Source organism: Streptomyces sp. NPDC002643 (assembly GCF_053592555.1).
The window spans coordinates 533,234-551,245 of sequence record NZ_JBSFVY010000001.1; the positions used below are offsets into that span (position 1 = coordinate 533,234).

The following is an 18,012-nucleotide window of genomic DNA, read 5'->3' on the forward strand; positions in this document are numbered from 1 at the left end:
CACCATCATCAGGGGCTGCGCCTCTTCGCCCCCCGGTCGGTGGACATGTGCGGGTCGTGTGTGGCTGGTCGCGCAGTTCCCCGCGCCCCTAAGAACCCGGGGGCACTCCATGCTTTTTGCTTTTAGGGGCGCGGGGAAGTGCGCGAGCAACCACGAATCACCCGCACTCGCCAACGAAGCCCATTCTCCCGAGCGCTGCGCGGCGGCCTGAAGCGCCTGGATCTGGGCACACCAGGGGGCGCCGTACGCAATACGTACGGCGCCCCCTGAACTTCGGTGTTCCGCTACGCGGACTTGCGGCTGTCTCGCGGGTGTACCGCGATATTCATCGCGCCCGAGCGGAGAACGGCCAGGCGCTCCTCAAGGACCTCTTCGAGTTCCTCGCGGGTGCGCCGCTCCATCAGCATGTCCCAATGGGTACGCGCGGGCTTGGCCTTCTTTTCCTCAGGGCCGTCGCCGTCCACGAGGAGTGCCTGGGCCCCACAGACCTTGCACTCCCACTCCGGCGGGATCTCCGCCTCGACCGAGAAGGGCATCTCGAAGCGGTGCCCCTTCTCGCATGCGTACTCCACGGCCTGGCGCGGAGCCAAGTCGATGCCGCGGTCCGTCTCGTAGCTGGTCACCACGAGGCGCGTGCCGCGAAGAGCTCGCTCACTCATGAATCGTGCCTCCCGGGCTTGTCGCCCACAGGACAGGTGTCGCTGTCGTCGTCATCCGGTCAACGTCCGGTCGGCGGTAAAGATTCCCGTTCCGTGTCCCGTTCCGGGTCATGCGTCGCCGTCGTAGCCGCAGCCTTGTCAACCAATTCAGTACCCACCCGCGCCCGGTTTGTCACATCTGACAGCAGATGTCACCCAGCGTTTCGGCATCTTTGACGCGCAGTAACGGTACGCCTGGCAGGCCAAACGCGTACACTACAGCCCTTTCGCTCCCGACGCTAAATCCTGTCGGGCACCGGGTTGCCCGCGTCGCTGATCGCCCGGCGCACCGGAACCCTCGCGAGCAGGGCGAATCCGATGACGAAGAAGGCGACCAGGGAGATGATCGCGTCCCGATAACTTCCGGTTACCTGGTAGGTGAGACCGAACAGTAGCGGGCCCAGCCAGCTCATGCCGCGGTCGCTCATCTCGTACGCCGAGAAGTATTCGGCCTCCTTGCCGGCCGGGACGAGATGCGAGAAGAGGGAGCGGGACAGGGCCTGGCTGCCGCCGAGGACCAGGCCGATCCCGGAGGCCAGGACGAAGAACCACACCGGTGCGTTGGCGGGCAGGAAGAAGCCCGCGGCCAGGATCACCGTCCAGGCGATCAGCGAGCCGAGGATCGTGCGCTTCGCGCCGTACGTCCGGGCGAGGCGGCCCATGGCCAGGGCGCCGCCGACCGCCAGGATCTGCACGAGCAGTACGGCCACGATCAGGGTGGACTGGCCGAGGCCCAGCTCCTCGGAGCCGTAGATCGACGCCTGGGAGATCACGGTCTGGATGCCGTCGTTGTAGACGAGGTACGCGAGGAGGAAGGCGAGGGTGAGGGGATGACGGCGCATGTCGCGTACGGTCGCGGCGAGCTGGCGCAGACCGGGGGCGGTCGCTTCCTTCGTCCCGCCTGCCGGGCTTCGGCGGTCGCGGAGCCTTCGTAGCGGGATGAGGGTGAACGCACCCCACCACAGTCCGGCCGAGGCCAGACAGATACGGACCGCCATGCCCTCGGAGACACCGAAGCTGTCGTGCGCGGTGAAGAGGATCAGATTGGCGACGAGGACCAGGGCACCCGCCGCGTAGCCGAAGGCCCAGCCCCGGGACGAGACCGCGTCGCGTTCCTCGGGGGGAGCGATCTGCGGCAGATAGGAGTTGTAGAGCATCGTCGCGACGGACTGCGAGGCGTTCGCTATGACAAGGAGCACACCGCCGAGCAGATAGCGGTCGCCGTCCAGGAAGAACATTCCGGCGGTCGCGGCGGCCCCGATGTACGCGGCGGCGCCCAGGAGGGGCTTCTTGCGGCCGGTGCGGTCGGCGGCGGCGCCCACCAGGGGCATGGCGATCACGGCGATGATCACCGACAGGGAGACCGAGTACGCGAAGAACGAGCCGGCCCTGACGGGGATGCCCAGGGGGTGGACATAACCGTCCGCGTCGGCGGCCGACTTGGCGACCTCGGTCAGATAGGGGCCGAGGAACACGGTCAGCACGCTGGTCGAGTAGACGGAGCACGCCCAGTCGTAGAAGTACCATCCGCGCTGTTCGCGCCCCCGGTCGGCGGCCTCGTCGTCCGCGTCCGTCCGCACGGTGTCGGTGCCCACCCGTGCCCTCGCTTCCCCGTGAACGGGCCGCGCGAAGACGTCAGACCCAGGTGCCCCGGTCCTCCAACACCTTGCGCAGCGTGTCGATGTGATCGGTCATGATGCCATCGACTCCCAAGTCCAGGAGGCGGTGCATACGTTGCGGTTCGTTCACGGTCCACACATGGACGTGAAGCCCGCGCGCGTGGGCGGCGCGCACGAACCTGTGGTCCACCACCGGCACCCCCGACTGCGACTCGGGCACCTGTGCCGCGATCGCCGAGCGGCGTACCGACGCCGGGAGCCCCCAGGAGCGCAGCCGCAGCCCCAGCACACCGCTCGTGCCGTACGAGGTGGCCAGGCGCGGACCGGCCAGACGCTGGGCGCGGGCGACCCGGGACTCGGAGAACGAGCCGACGCAGACGCGGTCCCAGGAGTTGGTGCGGGCGATCAGGTTGAGGAGGGGGTGGAGCGCGGGCTCGGCCTTGATGTCGACGTTCCAGCGGACGTCGGGGAAGGTTTCCAGCAACTCCTCGAAGAGGGGGACGGGTTCGACGCCCGCCACGCGCGCGTGCCGTATGTCCTTCCACGGCAAATCCGCTATGCGGCCCGCCCCGTCGGTCATCCGGTCCAGGGTCGCGTCGTGGAAGGCGACGAGCTTGCCGTCGAGCGTGGCGTGCACGTCGGTCTCGATGTACTGGTAGCCCGCCTCCACCGCGCGCCGGAACTGGGCCATGGTGTTCTCCAGGCCGTCCGCCGCCCCGCCCCGGTGGGCGAAGGCGATCGGGCCCGGGTGGTCGAGGTACGGGTGGCGTTTGGGCGCGGTCACCGGTGCAGTATGGCCCCCTTCGGTTGCCCGGTGGCAACGACCGTGCTGCCGCCGGATGCCGAGGGGACGGCGAACAGCCGCAGGAACAGCTGGGCGAGCGGGCCGATGGAGAGCGCGTAGAGAAGGGTGCCGACGCCCACCGTGCCGCCGAGGGCGAAGCCCGTCGCCACCACCGTCAGCTCGATGGCCGTGCGCACGAGACGGACCGACAGCCCGGTGACCCGGTTCAGCGCGGTCATCAGCCCGTCGCGCGGTCCGGGGCCGAAGCGGGCCGCGATGTAGAGACCGGTGGCCGCCCCGTTCAGAACGATCCCCAGGACCATCAGCGGGGCGCGGACCGCGAGGCCGTGGGCCTCGGGGACGACCGCCAGGGACGCGTCCATCGCGACGCCGATCACCAGGACGTTGGAGATCGTGCCGAGGCCGGGCCGCTGTCGCAGCGGAATCCAGGAGAGAAGGATCACGGCACCGAGAAGGGTCACCACGACGCCCATCGACAGGCCCGTCCGCTCGGCGATGCCCTGATGCAGAACGTTCCAGGGCTCCAGGCCGAGGTCCGCGCGCACGAGCAGCGCCATGCTCACGCCGTACAGCACCAGACCGATGTAGAGCTGTGACAGCCGCCGTACGAGATGCCGTTGTCCGGACAAGATGTGCCCCCTGTGATGGTGGTCCCTGTGGTGGTAGTGGCCTGACGCATGACACCCTGTGGCTTGAGGACCGTCGCCATCCATGGCCAATTCGGGGAAGGTGGACTGGAAAAATGTCTCAGTGGACTTCGGCGGTGGGGGCCGCGCAGCTCGCCCGCATGCTCAACTCCCAACAGGACCGCCCCAGCGGCCCCGGCAGCAAGCGTCCGCCCGCCTATCGCGCGCTCGCCGACGGCGTCCGGGTGCTCGTCCTCGAAGGCCGGGTTCCGGTGGCCGCCCGACTGCCCGCCGAGCGCGAACTCGCCCTGGCCCTGTCCGTCAGCCGTACGACCGTCGCGGCGGCCTACGAGGCACTGCGCACCGAGGGGTTCCTCGAATCCCGGCGCGGAGCGGGCAGTTGGACGGCCGTTCCGGCCGGCAATCCACTTCCCGCGCGCGGCCTGGAGCCCCTTCCCCCGGAGGCGCTCGGCTCCATGATCGACCTGGGCTGTGCGGCGCTTCCCGCGCCCGAGCCCTGGCTCACCCGGGCCGTGCAGGGTGCCCTTGAGGAACTGCCGCCCTACGCCCACACCCACGGTGACTATCCGGCCGGGCTGCCCGCGCTGCGCTCCATGCTCGCCGACCGCTACACCGCGCGCGGCATCCCGACCATGCCCGAGCAGATCATGGTCACCACCGGGGCGATGGGGGCCATGGACGCCATCTGTCATCTCTTCGCCGGACGCGGCGAGCGGATCGCCGTGGAGTCGCCCTCGTACGCCAACATCCTTCAGCTGATGCGGGAGGCGGGGGCGCGGTTGGTGCCGGTCGCCATGGAGGAGGGGCTCGCCGGGTGGGACATGGACCGCTGGCGGCAGGTGCTGCGGGACACCGCGCCGAGGCTCGCGTATGTCGTCGCCGACTTCCACAACCCGACCGGGGCGCTCGCCGACGAGGACCGGCGGCGGGGGCTCGTCGACGCGGCCCGCGCCGCCGGGACCGTGCTCATCGCGGACGAGACCATGTCCGAGCTGTGTCTCGACGCCGATCTGGAGATGCCCCGCCCCGTCTGCGCCTTCGATCCGGCGGGGTCCACGGTGATCACCGTCGGGTCGGCCAGCAAGGCGTTCTGGGCGGGGATGCGGATCGGGTGGGTACGGGCCGCGCCCGAGGTGATCCGGAGCCTGGTCGCCGCGCGGGCGTACGCCGATCTGGGGACGCCGGTGCTGGAGCAGCTCGCCGTGAACTGGCTGATGAGCACCGGGGGGTGGGAGCAGGCCGTGGAGCTCCGGCGTGAGCAGGGGCGGGAGAACCGGGGCGCGCTGGTCGCGGCGGTGCGCAGGGAGCTGCCGGACTGGGAGTTCTCGGAGCCTCGGGGTGGGCTGACGCTGTGGGTGAAGGCGGGCGGGCTGTCCGGGTCGCGGCTGGCGGAGATGGGGGAGCGGGTGGGGGTGAGGGTGCCGTCCGGGCCTCGGTTCGGGGTGGACGGGGCGTTCGAGGGGTATGTGCGGTTGCCGTTCACGGTGGGGGGCGCGGTGGCCGAGGAGGCGGCGTTGCGGTTGGCGGCGGCTGCGCGGTTGGTGCGGAGCGGGGGTGCCGCAGGGAGCGGGGAGCCGCGGACCTTTGTGGCGTGAGGGGGTGCGGGTGGTCGGTTTCGGGCGCCCAGGGGCGCCGTCGGCCGGGCCGGGGTCTCGCTCACCGGCGCGTGCCGGGTGCCGCTCTCTTTGGGATGGGTGCCGCCCCAGCGGCACGATTGCCCGCGGCTCTGACGACGGGGTGGGCATCCGTCGCAGCTGCGCGATCGCTCGCAGCTGCGACGGCTGGGCTGCGCCCCCTTCAAGGGGCGCGGGGAACTGCGCGATCAGTCGAGTGACGGGCCGCGGTCGCCGATGCGACGGGTAGCCCCGAGCTATTGGGCGCCCTGTTGTTCCGTCACCGCAGTCTTGGTCAAGGTTGAGGCCGTCGCGGTCGTGTGCGGTGGGAGCAGTGACAGGACCGCCTCGCGGTGGAGGTCGTCGGTGTCGGGGGCGTACGGGTCCGGGGTGGCCGGGATCTGGAGGCGGAGGATCGGGCCGGTGCCGAGGCGGGCGTAACCGCGGCCCGGGGGGACGTCCGGGGTGGGGGTCGTGGGCGGGGAGGCACCCAGCACGGTCGTCAGCTGCTCGGGGGTGGCCGGTCCGAGCAGCACGCGCGCGCGTGTGTGCTGCCGTACCGCGTCCGTGAGGGTGTCCAACTGGTCGAGGTGTTCGGTCACCACCACCGTGACGTTGGCCGCTCGGCCGTGGCGCAGGGGGATCTGGAGGAGGGACTGCGGGTCCGGGCGGTTGTCCGCCGAGGCCAGATGGCTCAGGGCGCTCGGGCGGTCCAACAGCAGCCAGAGGGGGCGTTGGGCGTCGTCCGGTGGGGGATGGCCCGCCTGACGGGCGCCGTTCGTGGCGATCAGACGGCGTTCCGTCTCCTGGGAGGCCCATTCCAGTGCCGCCAGGGCCCCGGCCGGCCCGCACTCGATGGCCAGGACACCGTCGCGACCGGTCAGACACGCGTACTCACCGCTGCCGCCGCCCTCGACGACGACCACGTCGCCGTGCTGGAGGGCCTGGAGGGCGATCGAGCGCAGCAGGGTGGTCGTACCGCTGCCCGGTTCGCCCACGGCCAGGAGGTGGGGTTCGGTGGAGCGGACGCCGGTGCGCCAGATGACGGGAGGGACGTCGCGTCGCTCCTCTCCGGAGGTCTGTGAGGTGCCCGAGGCTCCTGACGCCCCGGAACCCGTGGCGCCCGGGGCACCGGCGGATGCCGACGCTCCGCATGACAGGGGGAGGGTGCGCTGGACGTGGGTCGGGTCGGTGAAGCCGAGGACCGTCTCGCCCGGTGCCGTGACGAAGCGCTGGGCTGCGATGTCGGTGGCGAGCGGGGGGAGGACGGCGACGGTGAGTTCGTTGGCCTCCTCGTCCCAGCTGAAGCGGTACTCCCGGCCGCGGCCCGCCTTGGCGTGCAGCAGTTGCTCGACGCGCGCGCGGGACTCGGGCTCGCCGTCGGTGAAGTAGGCGGGGTAGCGGATCAGCAGATGCGAGATGCGACCGGTGGCGTCGAAGGCGTAGGTGGGGAAGGCCTTGTCCCAGGCGCCGCCGTGGGAGTAGAGCGGCTCGGGGTCCTCGGCGGTCGAGAAGGAGGGGACCAGCGCCTCGTAGAGGGACCGCAGGCGCCGGCTCTGGGACTCGTCCGGGCCTGCGGGCTCCGTGGCGGCGCCGTCCCGGCCCGCCCAGGCTGCCGCCGCCATCAGGGCGATGACGGCGAGCAGCGGTCCGTACGGCACCAGGGTGACCACCAGGAGCACCGAGGCCGCCAGGAAGAGCAGTGATCCCCGTCGGTCCTTGGGGGTCTCGGCCCATCTGGTGCGGCCCGCCGCCGCGAGCCTGCGCAGCCCGCGGGTGATCGTGATCAGCGGGTGCAGGACGTCGGTGGCGCCGTCGGCCGCTGTCCGGGCCAGCTCCCGGCCCCTGGTGAGGTGCGCGCTGCCGGTGCTGATGATGCGCGCGCCGCCGCTGCTCAGAATGCGCGGGAGGGGGACCCGGGCCACGGCTGTCTCCTGGAGGTGCGTACGGATGGGAATGCCTCGGGCGGGATCAGAACTTGATCCCGCCCAGGAGGCTCGCGAGGCTTTCGCCGCCCGCCGTGATGCTCGGGGCGATGCCCGTGCTGGCGAGGTAGAAGCCGAACAGCGTGACGACGACGCAGTGCGAGGCCTTCAGGCCGTCCTTGCGGAAGAACAGGAAGACGATCACGCCGAGCAGGACCACGCCTGAGATGTTCAGGATCATTTGGGCTCTCCTGGTAGGTGGGGACAGTCACCATGAGTTCTTCCAGGGTCACCGCATGTATCCATACGATAAAAGGTGCGAATGGGTGAAATTCTGTTGATTTCACCTGGGTGGGTGAGGAGTTGCTGGGCCATCCGAGCTGGGCTGTTGCGCCCCGGCGTGGTCGGTGTGATCTTTGCCTCGGCTGTGACCGCTCATGTGCGCGAGGAGCCAGTACCCTGGCGATTCACTCGTACGGCGGCACCGTTCGCCGTCGTACGCTCGTGAGACGCGCATGCTGCGAAGTCCGTCACCCGTAGGTGTATGAGAGGTGGTCCCGGTGATGACCGAAGCCCCCGACCCCGAGGTCGTGGAGCTGGCGACCAAGATCTTCGATCTGGCCAGACGGGGCGAGACCGAGGCGCTCGTGTCCTATGTGGACGCGGGAGTTCCGGCCAACCTCACCAATGACCGCGGCGACTCGCTCGTGATGCTCGCCGCGTACCACGGTCACGCCGACGCGGTACGGGAGCTGCTTGCCCGGGGCGGGGAGGCCGGCCGCGTCAACGACCGAGGCCAGACTCCCCTCGCGGGGGCGGTTTTCAAGGGGGAGGAGGGTGTCATCCAGGTCCTTCTGGAGGGCGGCGCCGACCCCTACGAGGGCACTCCGAGCGCGGTCGACACGGCTCGGATGTTCGGCAGGACCGAACTGCTGAAGCTGTTCGGCGCACACTGATCAACCCATCCTGACCAGGCAGAACAACGAAAACGGGGGAGGCGGTACAAGGCCGCCGGAAATTTCGGTCGCGGCAGGAAGAACCGCCGGGTCATCATGACGTCGTGATTCACGGACGCGATGGCTGGGCAGGTGTTGCCGCACCGCGCGGGCCGTGATGCGGTCCGCATGGGCCACCGACGAGAGGCAGAGGAAGATGGTCTACAGCAAGCAGGAAACGGCGGGCGCCCCGACGTGTTGTCACGCGGCCAGGTGAAGCAAGAACCCCGGTTGCGTCGACGCTTGATGTGAGGCTGTTTCCCATGTTCGAACCGGTCATAGCGCCCAGCGGTACGCTGCTCGGCCTGCTCCAGCGGGGCCGTGGCGACGGTACGTTGCACGCGCTCACCGCCCCGCGGGCCGAAGCGCTCGCGGCACTCAACCACTGTGTGCTGAGCGACCCCCGCCACGACTGGCAGGTGGAGAACCGCTCCCTCTACTACGCCCGGCTCTACCTCGATCTGAACGGCGAACTCGACGAGATCGAGCGGCACCTCTTCGACGCCGAGGACGTGCTCGACACCTGCGAGTCCCGCACCGGACTCGCGCTCGCGGTCCTCGGGCACCTCGCCTCGTACGGCAGGCGGGACGCGCTCGAACTGCTGCGCGGGTACGCCGCCGTGGGCACCAGCTGGGCCTGGGCCCTGGACGAGCTGGCCCTCAGGGACGACGACGAGGGGCTACGGGCCCTCGCCGAGCCCGTCCTGGCCCGCTTCACCACCGATCCCGAGGGCGAGGCCGAACTCGCCGCCACCGTCCGGGACGCCTTCGAGCCCCGGCCCTGGCGGCTGTGGGCCGACGACCCCCGCGAAGAGATCTCCACACGCGTGCGCGCCGCACAGGAGGCCGGCTCCTTCGACCGCTGGCAACGCCAGATGCGGCCGAGCGGGCCCCGTCCGGGGTGGAGCGTCAGCGCCGTGTTCGAGTGGGCTCAGCAGGGCGTCGAGCGCGGAGCCGTCCTCCATGTGCCGGCCGCCCGCTGCCTCGCCGCCGTCGCGGCCCCCGAGGACCGGCCGGAGATCATCGAGGCCGCCCGGTCCGGCGACGACGGTGCCCGCTGCACCGCGTTGCGCTATCTCGCCGACGGCAACGATCCCGACGCCCTCGACCTGATCGAGGGCGCGATGAGCGACGGCACGGCCATGGTCGTGGAGGCCGCCGTGGACTCGTTCGAACGGATGCGCAGTGTGGCCGCCGTCGACCGGGCGCGCGGCTGGGTGCACCGGCCGGACGCGCTGGGCGTGGCCGCCGGGCGTATGCTCGCCTGTCGCGGCGGCGCACAGGACAGCGACCTGGTGCTGGGCGCGCTGCGTGAGGCCGTGCGCGGCGACGGGCCCGACGCACAGACCCTGTGGACCCTCGTGGACGGCACCGGGCGGCTCGGCATCGCCTGTGCGGCGCCCGTACTGCGCCACATCTACCGCGAGACCGCCTCGTCCCATCTACGCGGTCGCGCCGCCCGCGCGCTGGCCGCCACCGACCCTTCCTTCCCGGCCGGATTCGCCGTCGAATGCCTCTGGGACTGTGAGGAGACCACCCGCGAGATCGCCGCCCGGCACGCCGAGACCGGCGACGCCAGGGTCGTCGACCAACTCCGCCGACTGGCCGCCGACCCGGCCGAGGAGGCCGAGGTCCAGACCGCCGTACGCAGCAGGATCGGCCCTGACATGCCCGCGATGTGAACGTGGGGTTACTCGGAAGTCAGGAGCGTATGGACGCGGCCTGACCTGGAGAAGCGCGCAGCGCAACGCTCATGGGACGTTTCCCGGGCGGAAAGATCGACGTTGACGCGGCCACGTCCAGCGCGAGGACAACACGGGTATGCGTGTCGTCATCGTGACCGAGTCCTTTCCCCCCGATGTGAACGGCGTGGCCCACTGCGCGCTGCAGACCGCGCGGCACCTTGTCGCGCGCGGCCACTCCCCGCTCGTCGTGGCCCCGGCCACCGCCGCCGGCAGCGGAGCCGGCGCCGATCTTCAGGCGCCGTGCCCCGTTGTCCGCGTCCCGTCCCTTCCGCTCCCGGGCTACCCCCAGGTCCGTGTCGCCCTGCCCAGTCGCAGAGTCGCCGCGGCGATCGTCGAACACCAGGCCGACATCGTCCATCTGGCCAGCCCGTTCGTCCTCGGGGTGCGCGGCATGGCAGCCGCCGCGCGCCTCGGCAAACCCGCCGTCGCCATCTACCAGACCGACCTCGCCGGCTACGCCCGCACCTATGTGCACGCCGGTGAGGCGGCGGCCTGGCGGCGCATCCGCTCCGTGCACGCCGCCGCCGACCGCACCCTCGCCCCGTCCAGCGCGGCCCTGCGCGATCTGGAGGCCCACGGCGTGCCCCGGGTCAGCCTCTGGCCCCGTGGCGTCGACACCGGGCGCTTCCGGCCCGACCTCCGCGACGAGGCGCTCCGCCGCGAGCTGGCGCCGAACGGCGAGGTCATCGTCGGCTACGTCGGCCGGCTCGCCCCCGAGAAGCACGTCGAACTGCTGTCCGGGGTGTGCGGCCTGGACGGCGTATGCGTCGTCGTCGTGGGCGACGGGCCCAGCGAGCCCGGGCTGCGCGAGAGCCTGCCCGGCGCCGTCTTCCTCGGCCGCCGCACCGGCGACGACCTCGCCCGGATCTTCGCCTCGTTCGACGTCTTCGCCCACACCGGTCCCTTCGAGACCTTCTGCCAGACCGTGCAGGAGGCCATGGCGAGCGGTGTGCCCGTCGTCGCGCCCGCCGCCGGAGGACCGCTGGACCTCGTGGCCCACGGCCGTACGGGCCTGCTGGTGCCGCCGAGCGACGCCGCGGCCGTACGCGACGCCGTGTCGTCGCTCGTCGCCGACCCGGCGCTGCGAGCCTCCTACGGGGCAGCCGCGCGCGTCATGGTCGAGGGGCGCACCTGGGCGGCCGTGGGTGACCAGCTGATCGGGCACTACGCCGATGTGCTGGCGGCGCGGACGGTGGTGGCCGCGTGAGCGCGCACGGAGACGACATCTGCGGGACACCGGTGGGCGCTGCGGATGGCGCCCGGGCGGGTCTGGGCGCTGTGGACGGTGCTCGGGCGGGTCTGGGTGCCGTGGACGGTGCTCGGGCGGGTCTGGGTGCCGTGGACGGTGTTCGTGCCGGTCTGGGTGCCGTGGAGGGTGCTCGGGCGGGCCTGCGGATCGTACGGCTCGCCAACTTCGTCGCGCCCGCCTCGGGTGGGCTGCGCACCGCACTGCGCGAGCTGGGCAAGGGGTTCAAGGAGGCCGGGCACCAGCCCGTGCTGATCGTGCCCGGCGAGCGGCACACCGACCGTGAGACCGAACAGGGCCGGGTCATCACCCTGCCCGGCCCGCTGCTGCCCGGCACCGGCGGCTACCGCGTCCTCACCGACAAGCGCCGGGTCGCCGCCCTGCTGGAGTCGCTGGGCCCGGACCGGCTGGAGGTCTCCGACCGGACCACCCTGCGCTGGACCGGCGCCTGGGCCCGGCGGCACCGGGTGCCCGCCGTGATGGTCTCCCACGAGACCGCCGACGGCGTGCTGCGCACCTGGGGCCTGTCCGAGAACATGGCCCGCCGCACCGCCGACGCCCTCAACGTCCGCACCGCCCACACCTACGCGCGCGTGGTGTGCACCACGGAGTTCGCGGAGCGCGAGTTCGTCCGGATCGGTGCCCGCAACGTCGTACGCGCTCCCCTCGGGGTGGACCTGGCGGGACGGCATCCCGCGCTGCGGGACCCGGCCCTGCGCGATGTCCACGCGCGCGTGGACGACGTGTTGCTGGTGATGTGCTCCCGGCTGTCCGTGGAGAAGCGGCCCGGTACGGCGATCGAGGCCCTGGAGGCGCTGTTGCGGCGTGGCAGGCGGGCCGTGCTGGTCGTCGCCGGGGACGGGCCGCTGAAGGGCCGGCTCGAACAGCGAGCCAAGGGGCTGCCGGTGACCTTCCTCGGGCATGTGGCCGACCGCGACATGCTGGGCTCCCTGCAAGCCTCCGCCGATGTGTGCCTGGCACCGGGGCCCGCCGAGACGTTCGGGCTCGCCGCGCTGGAGGCCATGGCCTGCGGTACGCCCGTCGTCGCCAGTTCCTCGTCCGCTCTGCCGGAGGTCATCGGCTCGGCCGGGGCCACGGCCGCGGACAACGGGGAGGCATTCGCGGACGCCGTCGAACTGCTGCTGGACCGCCCCGAGCTGGAGCGCAGGGAAGCGGCACGCGCGCGTGCCGAGTGCTTCAGCTGGCGGACCGCAGTGAACGCCTTCCTCGCCGCGCACGACGCGCCCGTCGGACGCCCGGAGCACCCGGCGCGCTCGATCCGGGAGGGCGTCGGATGAGACCCCTGCGTTTCGTGGCCCTCGGCGACTCGCTCACCGAGGGCATGGGGGACCCGGTGGGGGACGTCTGGCGGGGCTGGGCGGCCCTCCTCGCCGATGGGCTCGCCCCCTCCGTGGACTTCACCAACCTCGCCGTCAGCGGCTCCCAGACGCGCGAGGTGCTGGAACGGCAACTGCCCGCCGCGCTGGACCTCCGGCCTGATGTCGCCTCCGTCGTCATCGGCGTCAACGACACCCTGCGCTGCACCTTCGACATCCACGCGGTCGCCGCCCGCCTGGACGAGGTGTACCGGTCCTTCCGCGAGCGGAACACGGTGGTGCTCACCGCGTGTCTGCCCGACCCCGGGTCGATGCTCCGGCTGCCGGGGGCGCTCGCCAGGCCCCTCGCCCGGCGGCAGCGGGCCGTCAACACCGTGGTCCACGCCCTGTCGGAGCGCCACGGGGCGGTCCATCTGCACGCCGCCGAGGGCGCCTGGCTCAGGGACCGCGCCATGTGGAGCGCGGACCGGCTGCACCCCGGCGAGCGCGGCCACCGGCAACTCGCCGTCCGCTTCCACGCCCTCCTTGACGAGGCGGGCATCGCGACGGGGCCCGCCCCGTCCCCCGAGCCCGAGTTCGCCGCGCCCACCCGTGGCGCCGACCTGCTGTGGCTGGCCACGGCGGGCACGGCCTGGGTCGCCCGGCGCTGCACCGACCTGCTGCCCCAACTGCTCACCCTCGCGGCCTCCGAGGTACGCCACAAGGCCCGTGGCACGAGCGCCCGACTGGACCTGTCCGCCTCCAACGCGGTGGCCCAGGCGCTCGCGTCGCTGTCCGTGTCCGTACCGGAACACCGACCGGAGGCGGCTTGAGGCACGAGACGGCTTGAGCCGGACCGGGGGACGGGATTTCACCCGTCGCGCACATGACGTTCCGCAGTTCGACGAAGGCTTCCGGCGGCCTCAGCGGCGGCTCACGGCCACGAATCGCACCGGTGTTCCCGGTGTCGCCTGGGCCGCGCCGGCCAGGTCCGCCGGGTGGACGACCGCGATCACCGGGTAGCCCCCCGTGGTCGGGTGGTCGGCGAGAAAGACGACGGGACGGCCGTCCGGGGGTACCTGGACGGCCCCCAGCACCATCCCCTCACTGGGGAGTTCACCCCGTTCGGCGCGCTCCAGGGCCGGTCCCTCCGTGCGCAGCCCGATGCGGTTGCTCGCCGCCGCGACGCTGTAGTGGCGCGTGACCAGGGTGCGCAGGGCCGCGTCCGTGAACCAGTCGTCGCGCGGGCCCAGGGTGACCCGCAGAACGAGTTCCGAGGGCGGTGCCGGATGCGGAACGACGTCCACGCGCGCGTGGACATCCGTCGGCCTGCCCAGAGGGAGCACGGTCTCGTCCGTCAGCGGTGGCGGACCCAGGCCCGACAGCAGATCGGTGGAGCGGCTGCCCAGCACAGGCTCGACGGCCACACCGCCGGAGACGGCGAGATAGCTCCGTACACCCGCGCGCGCGGCCCCGATGTCGAGGAGGGCTCCGCCGGGGACCCGTACGGGAGCGCCCCAGGGCGCCGGGCGGCCGTCCACGGTCACCGCGCAGGGGGCGCCGCCGACCGCCGCGGTGACCGCCGAACGGGGGCGCACGGAACAGCCGTTGAGGGTGGTCTCCAGGACGGCGGCCTCGACGGAGTTGCCCACCAGACGGTTCACCAGGGCCGCGGCGGGTGCGTCCAGGGCACCCGAGCGCGGTACGCCCAGATGGGCGTGGCCGGGGCGGCCGAGGTCCTGGACGGTGGTCAGGGCGCCGGCGCGTACGACCACCAGGGCACGGTCCGTCACAGCGCCGCCGGCGAGGTGAAGCGGACACGGGTGCCCGGTGCCAGCAGGGCGGCCGGCACGCGCGCGTGGTCCCACAGCACCGTGTCCGTCGTACCGATCAGCTGCCAGCCGCCGGGGGAGGAGCGCGGATAGACACCGGTGTACGGGCCGGCCAGGGCCACCGAGCCCGCCGGGACGGCCGTACGCGGGGTCGCCCGGCGCGGCACCTCGCGGGGCAGCCCGGTGAGATAGCCGAAGCCGGGCGCGAAGCCGCAGAACGCCACCCGGAACTCGGCGGCCATGTGGATACGGGCCACCTCGGCCTCGTCGACACCCCAGTGCGCGGCGACGTCCGACAGATCGGGCCCGTCGTACCGTACGGGGATCTCGACGACGTCCTCCGCGCGCGTGGAGAGAGGCGGCACCTCCCAGGTGGCCAGGCGGGCGGCGAGGCGGGAGGGGGCGTCGAGGCCGTCCAGGAGGACCGTGCGGGCCGCCGGGACGATCTCGGTGGCCGCCAGCTCACCCGTGGCACGGCGGCGCAGCAGCTCGGCGTGCAGGGCCTCGGCCTCCTCGGCGCAGTCCACCTCGATCAGCAGGGCGCGGTCCCCGACCGGCAGTGCCCTCATGCGAACGCCGCCACGGGTACGCCCGACGCCGTCAGCTCCGCCCGTACCCGCCGGGCCAGCTCCACCGCGCCCGGGGTGTCGCCGTGCAGGCACAGCGAGCGGGCGCGCATGGCGATGCGCTCGCCGGAGCGGGCGGTGACCGTGCCGGTGCGGGCCAGCTCCACGGACCGTTCCACCACGGTGTCGGGGTCCGTGATCACGGCACCGTCCCGGCCGCGCGGGAGGAGGGTGCCCTCGTCGGTGTAGGCGCGGTCCGCGAACGCCTCGGTGACCCCGAGGAGCCCCGCCTGCTCGGCCACCTTCAGGAAGCGCGAGCCGGGCAGGCCGAGGACCGGCAGGGTGGCGTCGGCGAGGACCACACCGTCGACCACGGCCCCCGCCTGCTCCTCGTCGTGCACCACACGGTTGTAGAGCGCGCCGTGCGGCTTCACGTACGACACGCGCGTGCCCGCCGCGCGCGCGAAGACCTCCAGGGCGCCGATCTGGTAGGCCACCTCGGCCGCCAGTTCGGCGGGCGGCATGTCCATCGCGCGTCGCCCGAAGCCCGCCAGATCGCGGTACGAGACCTGGGCGCCGATCCGTACACCGCGCTCGGCGGCCAGCTCGCACACGCGTCGCATGGTCGCCGCGTCGCCGGCGTGGAAGCCACAGGCCACATTGGCGCTGGTGACGACGGACAGCAGTTGTTCGTCGTCGGTCAGCCGCCAGCGGCCGAAGCCCTCGCCGAGGTCGGCGTTGAGATCGATGGAGGTCATGTCGTCCATTGTCCTGGTCCGCTTGTCCGTTCTGGTTCGCCGGGGTCGGTGCTCGCTCAGGGCACGCGGTACTGCTCGTCGCGGGCGTCCGTCAGGAACATCTGGCCCGGTGCGTGGGTGATCGCGAACGGCGGCCGCGAGGCCGTCACCGCGGCCTGCGGTGTGACCCCGCAGGCCCAGAACACCGGGATGTCGCCCGGCTCGGCGGTCACCGGGTCGCCGAAGTCGGGGCGGGACAGATCCGCGATGCCGAGGCCCGCCGGCTCCCCGCAGTGCACCGGGCCGCCGTGCACCGCCGGGAGCAGCCCGCTCTCCCGGATCGCGGTCTCCAGATGCTCGGGCGGCACCGGGCGCATCGACACCACCATGGGGCCGCGCAACCGCCCGGCGGGCCGGCACTGACGTTCGGTGATGTACATGGAAACGTTTCGGCCCTGCCGTGTGTGACGCATGGGGACGGCGACCTGGGTGAGCGCCCACTCGGAGGTGAAGCTGCACCCGATGAGGGTGGACATCAGGTCGTCGAACCAGGGGCCGACCCACACTCGTGGGTTCGGCCACCAGCTCGGCGTGCTCCCACACCCGTTGACGCCCTCTCCAGCCTGGGGCTGGAGATTCTGGTCCGCACCGCTGGGCAGTGCCACCGTGGGTTCCTGCTTCGTCGGCCCTTGCCCTCTCCCTTGCGGGAGCTGGTCTTACACGGGCCTCCACAGGCGTCACTTCCCGCCCGTCCGGCGGTAGGTCAGGCGAGGTGCCGCCAGACACGGTGACCGTAGCAAGGAGCTGTGTCCTCGCGACGCAGAGTGCCGTGCGCATTCGCCCATCGGGGTGAAGGCGCAGCGATGGAAGTGACGCCTTGTGAACTCGGTGCGGTGCTGGGCCGGGCCGTTCACAGGAGCTCCTTTCCGCGGGTCTCGGGCAGACCGAGGAGGGCGAGTGCCGCCAGGCCGTAGCCGAGGGCGCCGAAGACCAGCGCGCCGCCGACGCCCCAGCTGTCCGCCAGGAAGCCGACCGTCGTCGGGAAGACGGCGCCCACCGCGCGCCCGGTGTTGTACGTGAAGCCCTGTCCGGTGCCGCGCACGGCCGCCGGGTACAGCTCGCTCAGGAACGAGCCGAAGCCGCTGAAGATCGCCGACATACAGAACCCGAGCGGGAAACCCAGCACCAGGAGAAGGGTGTTGGCGCCGCTCGGGATGTTCGCGTACGCCAGGATGCACAGCGCCGACAGGACGGCGAAGAGCCAGATGTTCCGCCTGCGGCCCAGCCGGTCGGTGAGATAGCCGCCGGTGAGATAGCCGATGAAGGCGCCGGAGATCAGGAAGGTGAGGTAGCCGCCCGTGTTGACGACGGACAGGCCGCGCTCGGTCTTCAGATACGTCGGCACCCAGGTCGCCAGCGTGTAGTAGCCGCCCTGGACACCGGTGGAGAGCAGTACCGCGAAGAAGGTGGTGCGCAGCAGGCCGGGAGCGGAGGCGGTCCCGCGCCGGAAGATCACCGCGAAGGAGCCCTTCTCGGCGCTCTCCTCGCGCGCGGCGGCCGCCTCCGGAGCGTCCTGTACCGAGCGGCGCACCCAGACGACGAGCAGTGCGGGCAGGGCACCGGTCCAGAACATGATCCGCCAGGCCAGATCATCGTCCACCAGGGAGAACACCACCGTGTAGACGATCGCGGCCAGCGCCCAGCCGACCGCCCAGGAGCTCTGGATCGCGCCGAGCGTACGCCCTCGGTGTTTGGCGCTCGCGTACTCGGCGACCAGGATCGCGCCGACCGCCCACTCACCGCCGAAGCCGAGCCCCTGGAGCGCCCGGAAGACCAGCAGGGTCTCGTAGTTGGGTGCGAAGCCGCAGGCCACCGTGAAGACCGCGTACGTCGCCACGGTGATCATCAGTGCCTTGACCCGGCCGATCCGGTCCGCGAGGACGCCCGCGACGGCACCGCCGATCGCCGAGACGACCAGTGTGACCGTGGTGAACAGCCCCGTCTGGCCGTTGTCCAGGCCGAAGTAGGCCGCCAGCGCGACCATGCTCAGCGGCAATGTGAAGTAGTCGTACGAGTCGAGGGCATAGCCGCCGAACGCGCCGGCGAAGGCGCGGCGGCCACGCGGGCCGAGGGCGCGCAGCCAGCCGAACGCGCCGCTGTCGGGCGCCTGTTCGGTGGTGGGGTGGGTTTCCGTGGCGGTCCGGGCCGCTGGGGGAGGGGTCGTGCTCATGGGCACCTCGCAATGAGGGATGGAGGGTGCTTGAGGAC

General features: G+C 72.0%; 16 protein-coding genes and 1 pseudogene. 6 read left to right on the forward strand and 11 right to left on the reverse strand.

The window, feature by feature from the left end:
• Positions 1-284: 284 nt before the first annotated feature.
• From ACWD4G_RS02370 to yczE, 4 genes are all read right to left on the reverse strand, one after another.
• Positions 285-659, reverse strand: a complete 375-nt coding sequence (locus tag ACWD4G_RS02370; protein ID WP_003977404.1) for an RNA polymerase-binding protein RbpA — start codon at positions 657-659, stop codon at positions 285-287.
• A gap of 278 nt (positions 660-937) precedes the next feature.
• Positions 938-2,293 (reverse strand): MFS transporter, encoded by a 1,356-nt coding sequence (locus ACWD4G_RS02375; RefSeq protein ID WP_451290223.1) that lies wholly within the window; start codon positions 2,291-2,293, stop codon positions 938-940.
• Between the two features lie 40 nt (positions 2,294-2,333).
• Positions 2,334-3,101: a glycerophosphodiester phosphodiesterase gene (locus ACWD4G_RS02380; RefSeq protein WP_451290224.1), complete on the reverse strand. Its 768-nt coding sequence runs from the start codon at positions 3,099-3,101 to the stop codon at positions 2,334-2,336.
• Complete coding sequence (gene yczE / locus ACWD4G_RS02385; RefSeq protein ID WP_451290226.1) at positions 3,098-3,751, reverse strand: membrane protein YczE; 654 nt, start codon at positions 3,749-3,751, stop codon at positions 3,098-3,100. Before yczE ends, ACWD4G_RS02380 begins: the two co-directional genes overlap by 4 nt.
• A 113-nt stretch (positions 3,752-3,864) precedes the next feature.
• Here yczE and ACWD4G_RS02390 point away from each other — a divergent pair, with 113 nt between their 5' ends.
• Positions 3,865-5,364 (forward strand): SCO1417 family MocR-like transcription factor, encoded by a 1,500-nt coding sequence (locus tag ACWD4G_RS02390; RefSeq protein WP_451290227.1) that lies wholly within the window; start codon positions 3,865-3,867, stop codon positions 5,362-5,364.
• A gap of 275 nt (positions 5,365-5,639) precedes the next feature.
• Here the strand turns inward: ACWD4G_RS02390 and ACWD4G_RS02395 are convergent, their stop codons facing one another.
• Together ACWD4G_RS02395 and ACWD4G_RS02400 are read right to left on the reverse strand one after the other, a co-directional pair.
• A complete protein-coding gene (locus tag ACWD4G_RS02395) occupies positions 5,640-7,307 on the reverse strand; it encodes a hypothetical protein (RefSeq protein ID WP_451290228.1) in 1,668 nt (555 codons plus the stop codon).
• A 46-nt stretch (positions 7,308-7,353) separates the two neighbouring features.
• Positions 7,354-7,548 carry a hypothetical protein gene (locus ACWD4G_RS02400; RefSeq protein WP_451290229.1) on the reverse strand — a complete coding sequence of 65 codons (195 nt, stop codon included), beginning with the start codon at positions 7,546-7,548 and terminating at the stop codon, positions 7,354-7,356.
• A gap of 322 nt (positions 7,549-7,870) precedes the next feature.
• On the opposite strand from ACWD4G_RS02400, the gene ACWD4G_RS02405 reads away from it, so the two are divergent.
• The 5 genes from ACWD4G_RS02405 (at position 7,871) to ACWD4G_RS02425 (ending at position 13,442) form a co-directional block, all read left to right on the forward strand.
• The gene (locus ACWD4G_RS02405) at positions 7,871-8,263 is read left to right on the forward strand and encodes an ankyrin repeat domain-containing protein (RefSeq protein ID WP_451290230.1); all 393 of its coding nucleotides are present in this window, start codon (positions 7,871-7,873) and stop codon (positions 8,261-8,263) included.
• Positions 8,264-8,565: 302 nt separating this feature from the next.
• Positions 8,566-9,984 carry a HEAT repeat domain-containing protein gene (locus tag ACWD4G_RS02410; protein ID WP_451290231.1) on the forward strand — a complete coding sequence of 473 codons (1,419 nt, stop codon included), beginning with the start codon at positions 8,566-8,568 and terminating at the stop codon, positions 9,982-9,984.
• Positions 9,985-10,123: 139 nt separating this feature from the next.
• Positions 10,124-11,254 carry a glycosyltransferase family 4 protein gene (locus tag ACWD4G_RS02415; protein ID WP_451290232.1) on the forward strand — a complete coding sequence of 377 codons (1,131 nt, stop codon included), beginning with the start codon at positions 10,124-10,126 and terminating at the stop codon, positions 11,252-11,254.
• Positions 11,255-11,415: 161 nt separating this feature from the next.
• Complete coding sequence (locus ACWD4G_RS02420) at positions 11,416-12,591, forward strand: glycosyltransferase (protein ID WP_451290288.1); 1,176 nt, start codon at positions 11,416-11,418, stop codon at positions 12,589-12,591.
• Complete coding sequence (locus ACWD4G_RS02425) at positions 12,588-13,442, forward strand: SGNH/GDSL hydrolase family protein (RefSeq protein ID WP_451290233.1); 855 nt, start codon at positions 12,588-12,590, stop codon at positions 13,440-13,442. Before ACWD4G_RS02420 ends, ACWD4G_RS02425 begins: the two co-directional genes overlap by 4 nt.
• A gap of 90 nt (positions 13,443-13,532) precedes the next feature.
• Here ACWD4G_RS02425 and ACWD4G_RS02430 read toward each other — a convergent pair whose 3' ends face one another.
• The 5 genes and pseudogenes from ACWD4G_RS02430 to ACWD4G_RS02450 all read right to left on the reverse strand — a co-directional run bounded on the left by ACWD4G_RS02430 (position 13,533) and on the right by ACWD4G_RS02450 (position 17,974).
• Complete coding sequence (locus tag ACWD4G_RS02430; protein ID WP_451290234.1) at positions 13,533-14,402, reverse strand: 5-oxoprolinase subunit C family protein; 870 nt, start codon at positions 14,400-14,402, stop codon at positions 13,533-13,535.
• On the reverse strand, positions 14,399-15,010 hold the full coding sequence (locus tag ACWD4G_RS02435; protein ID WP_451290235.1) for a 5-oxoprolinase subunit B family protein: 612 nt from the start codon (positions 15,008-15,010) through the stop codon (positions 14,399-14,401). The genes ACWD4G_RS02430 and ACWD4G_RS02435 overlap by 4 nt, the downstream gene beginning before the upstream one ends.
• On the reverse strand, positions 15,007-15,765 hold the full coding sequence (locus ACWD4G_RS02440) for a LamB/YcsF family protein (protein WP_451290237.1): 759 nt from the start codon (positions 15,763-15,765) through the stop codon (positions 15,007-15,009). Before ACWD4G_RS02440 ends, ACWD4G_RS02435 begins: the two co-directional genes overlap by 4 nt.
• A 56-nt stretch (positions 15,766-15,821) precedes the next feature.
• Positions 15,822-16,356 (reverse strand): annotated as a pseudogene (locus ACWD4G_RS02445) (D-glutamate cyclase family protein); the annotation flags it as partial.
• A gap of 298 nt (positions 16,357-16,654) precedes the next feature.
• Complete coding sequence (locus tag ACWD4G_RS02450; protein WP_451290238.1) at positions 16,655-17,974, reverse strand: MFS transporter; 1,320 nt, start codon at positions 17,972-17,974, stop codon at positions 16,655-16,657.
• Positions 17,975-18,012 lie beyond the last annotated feature (38 nt).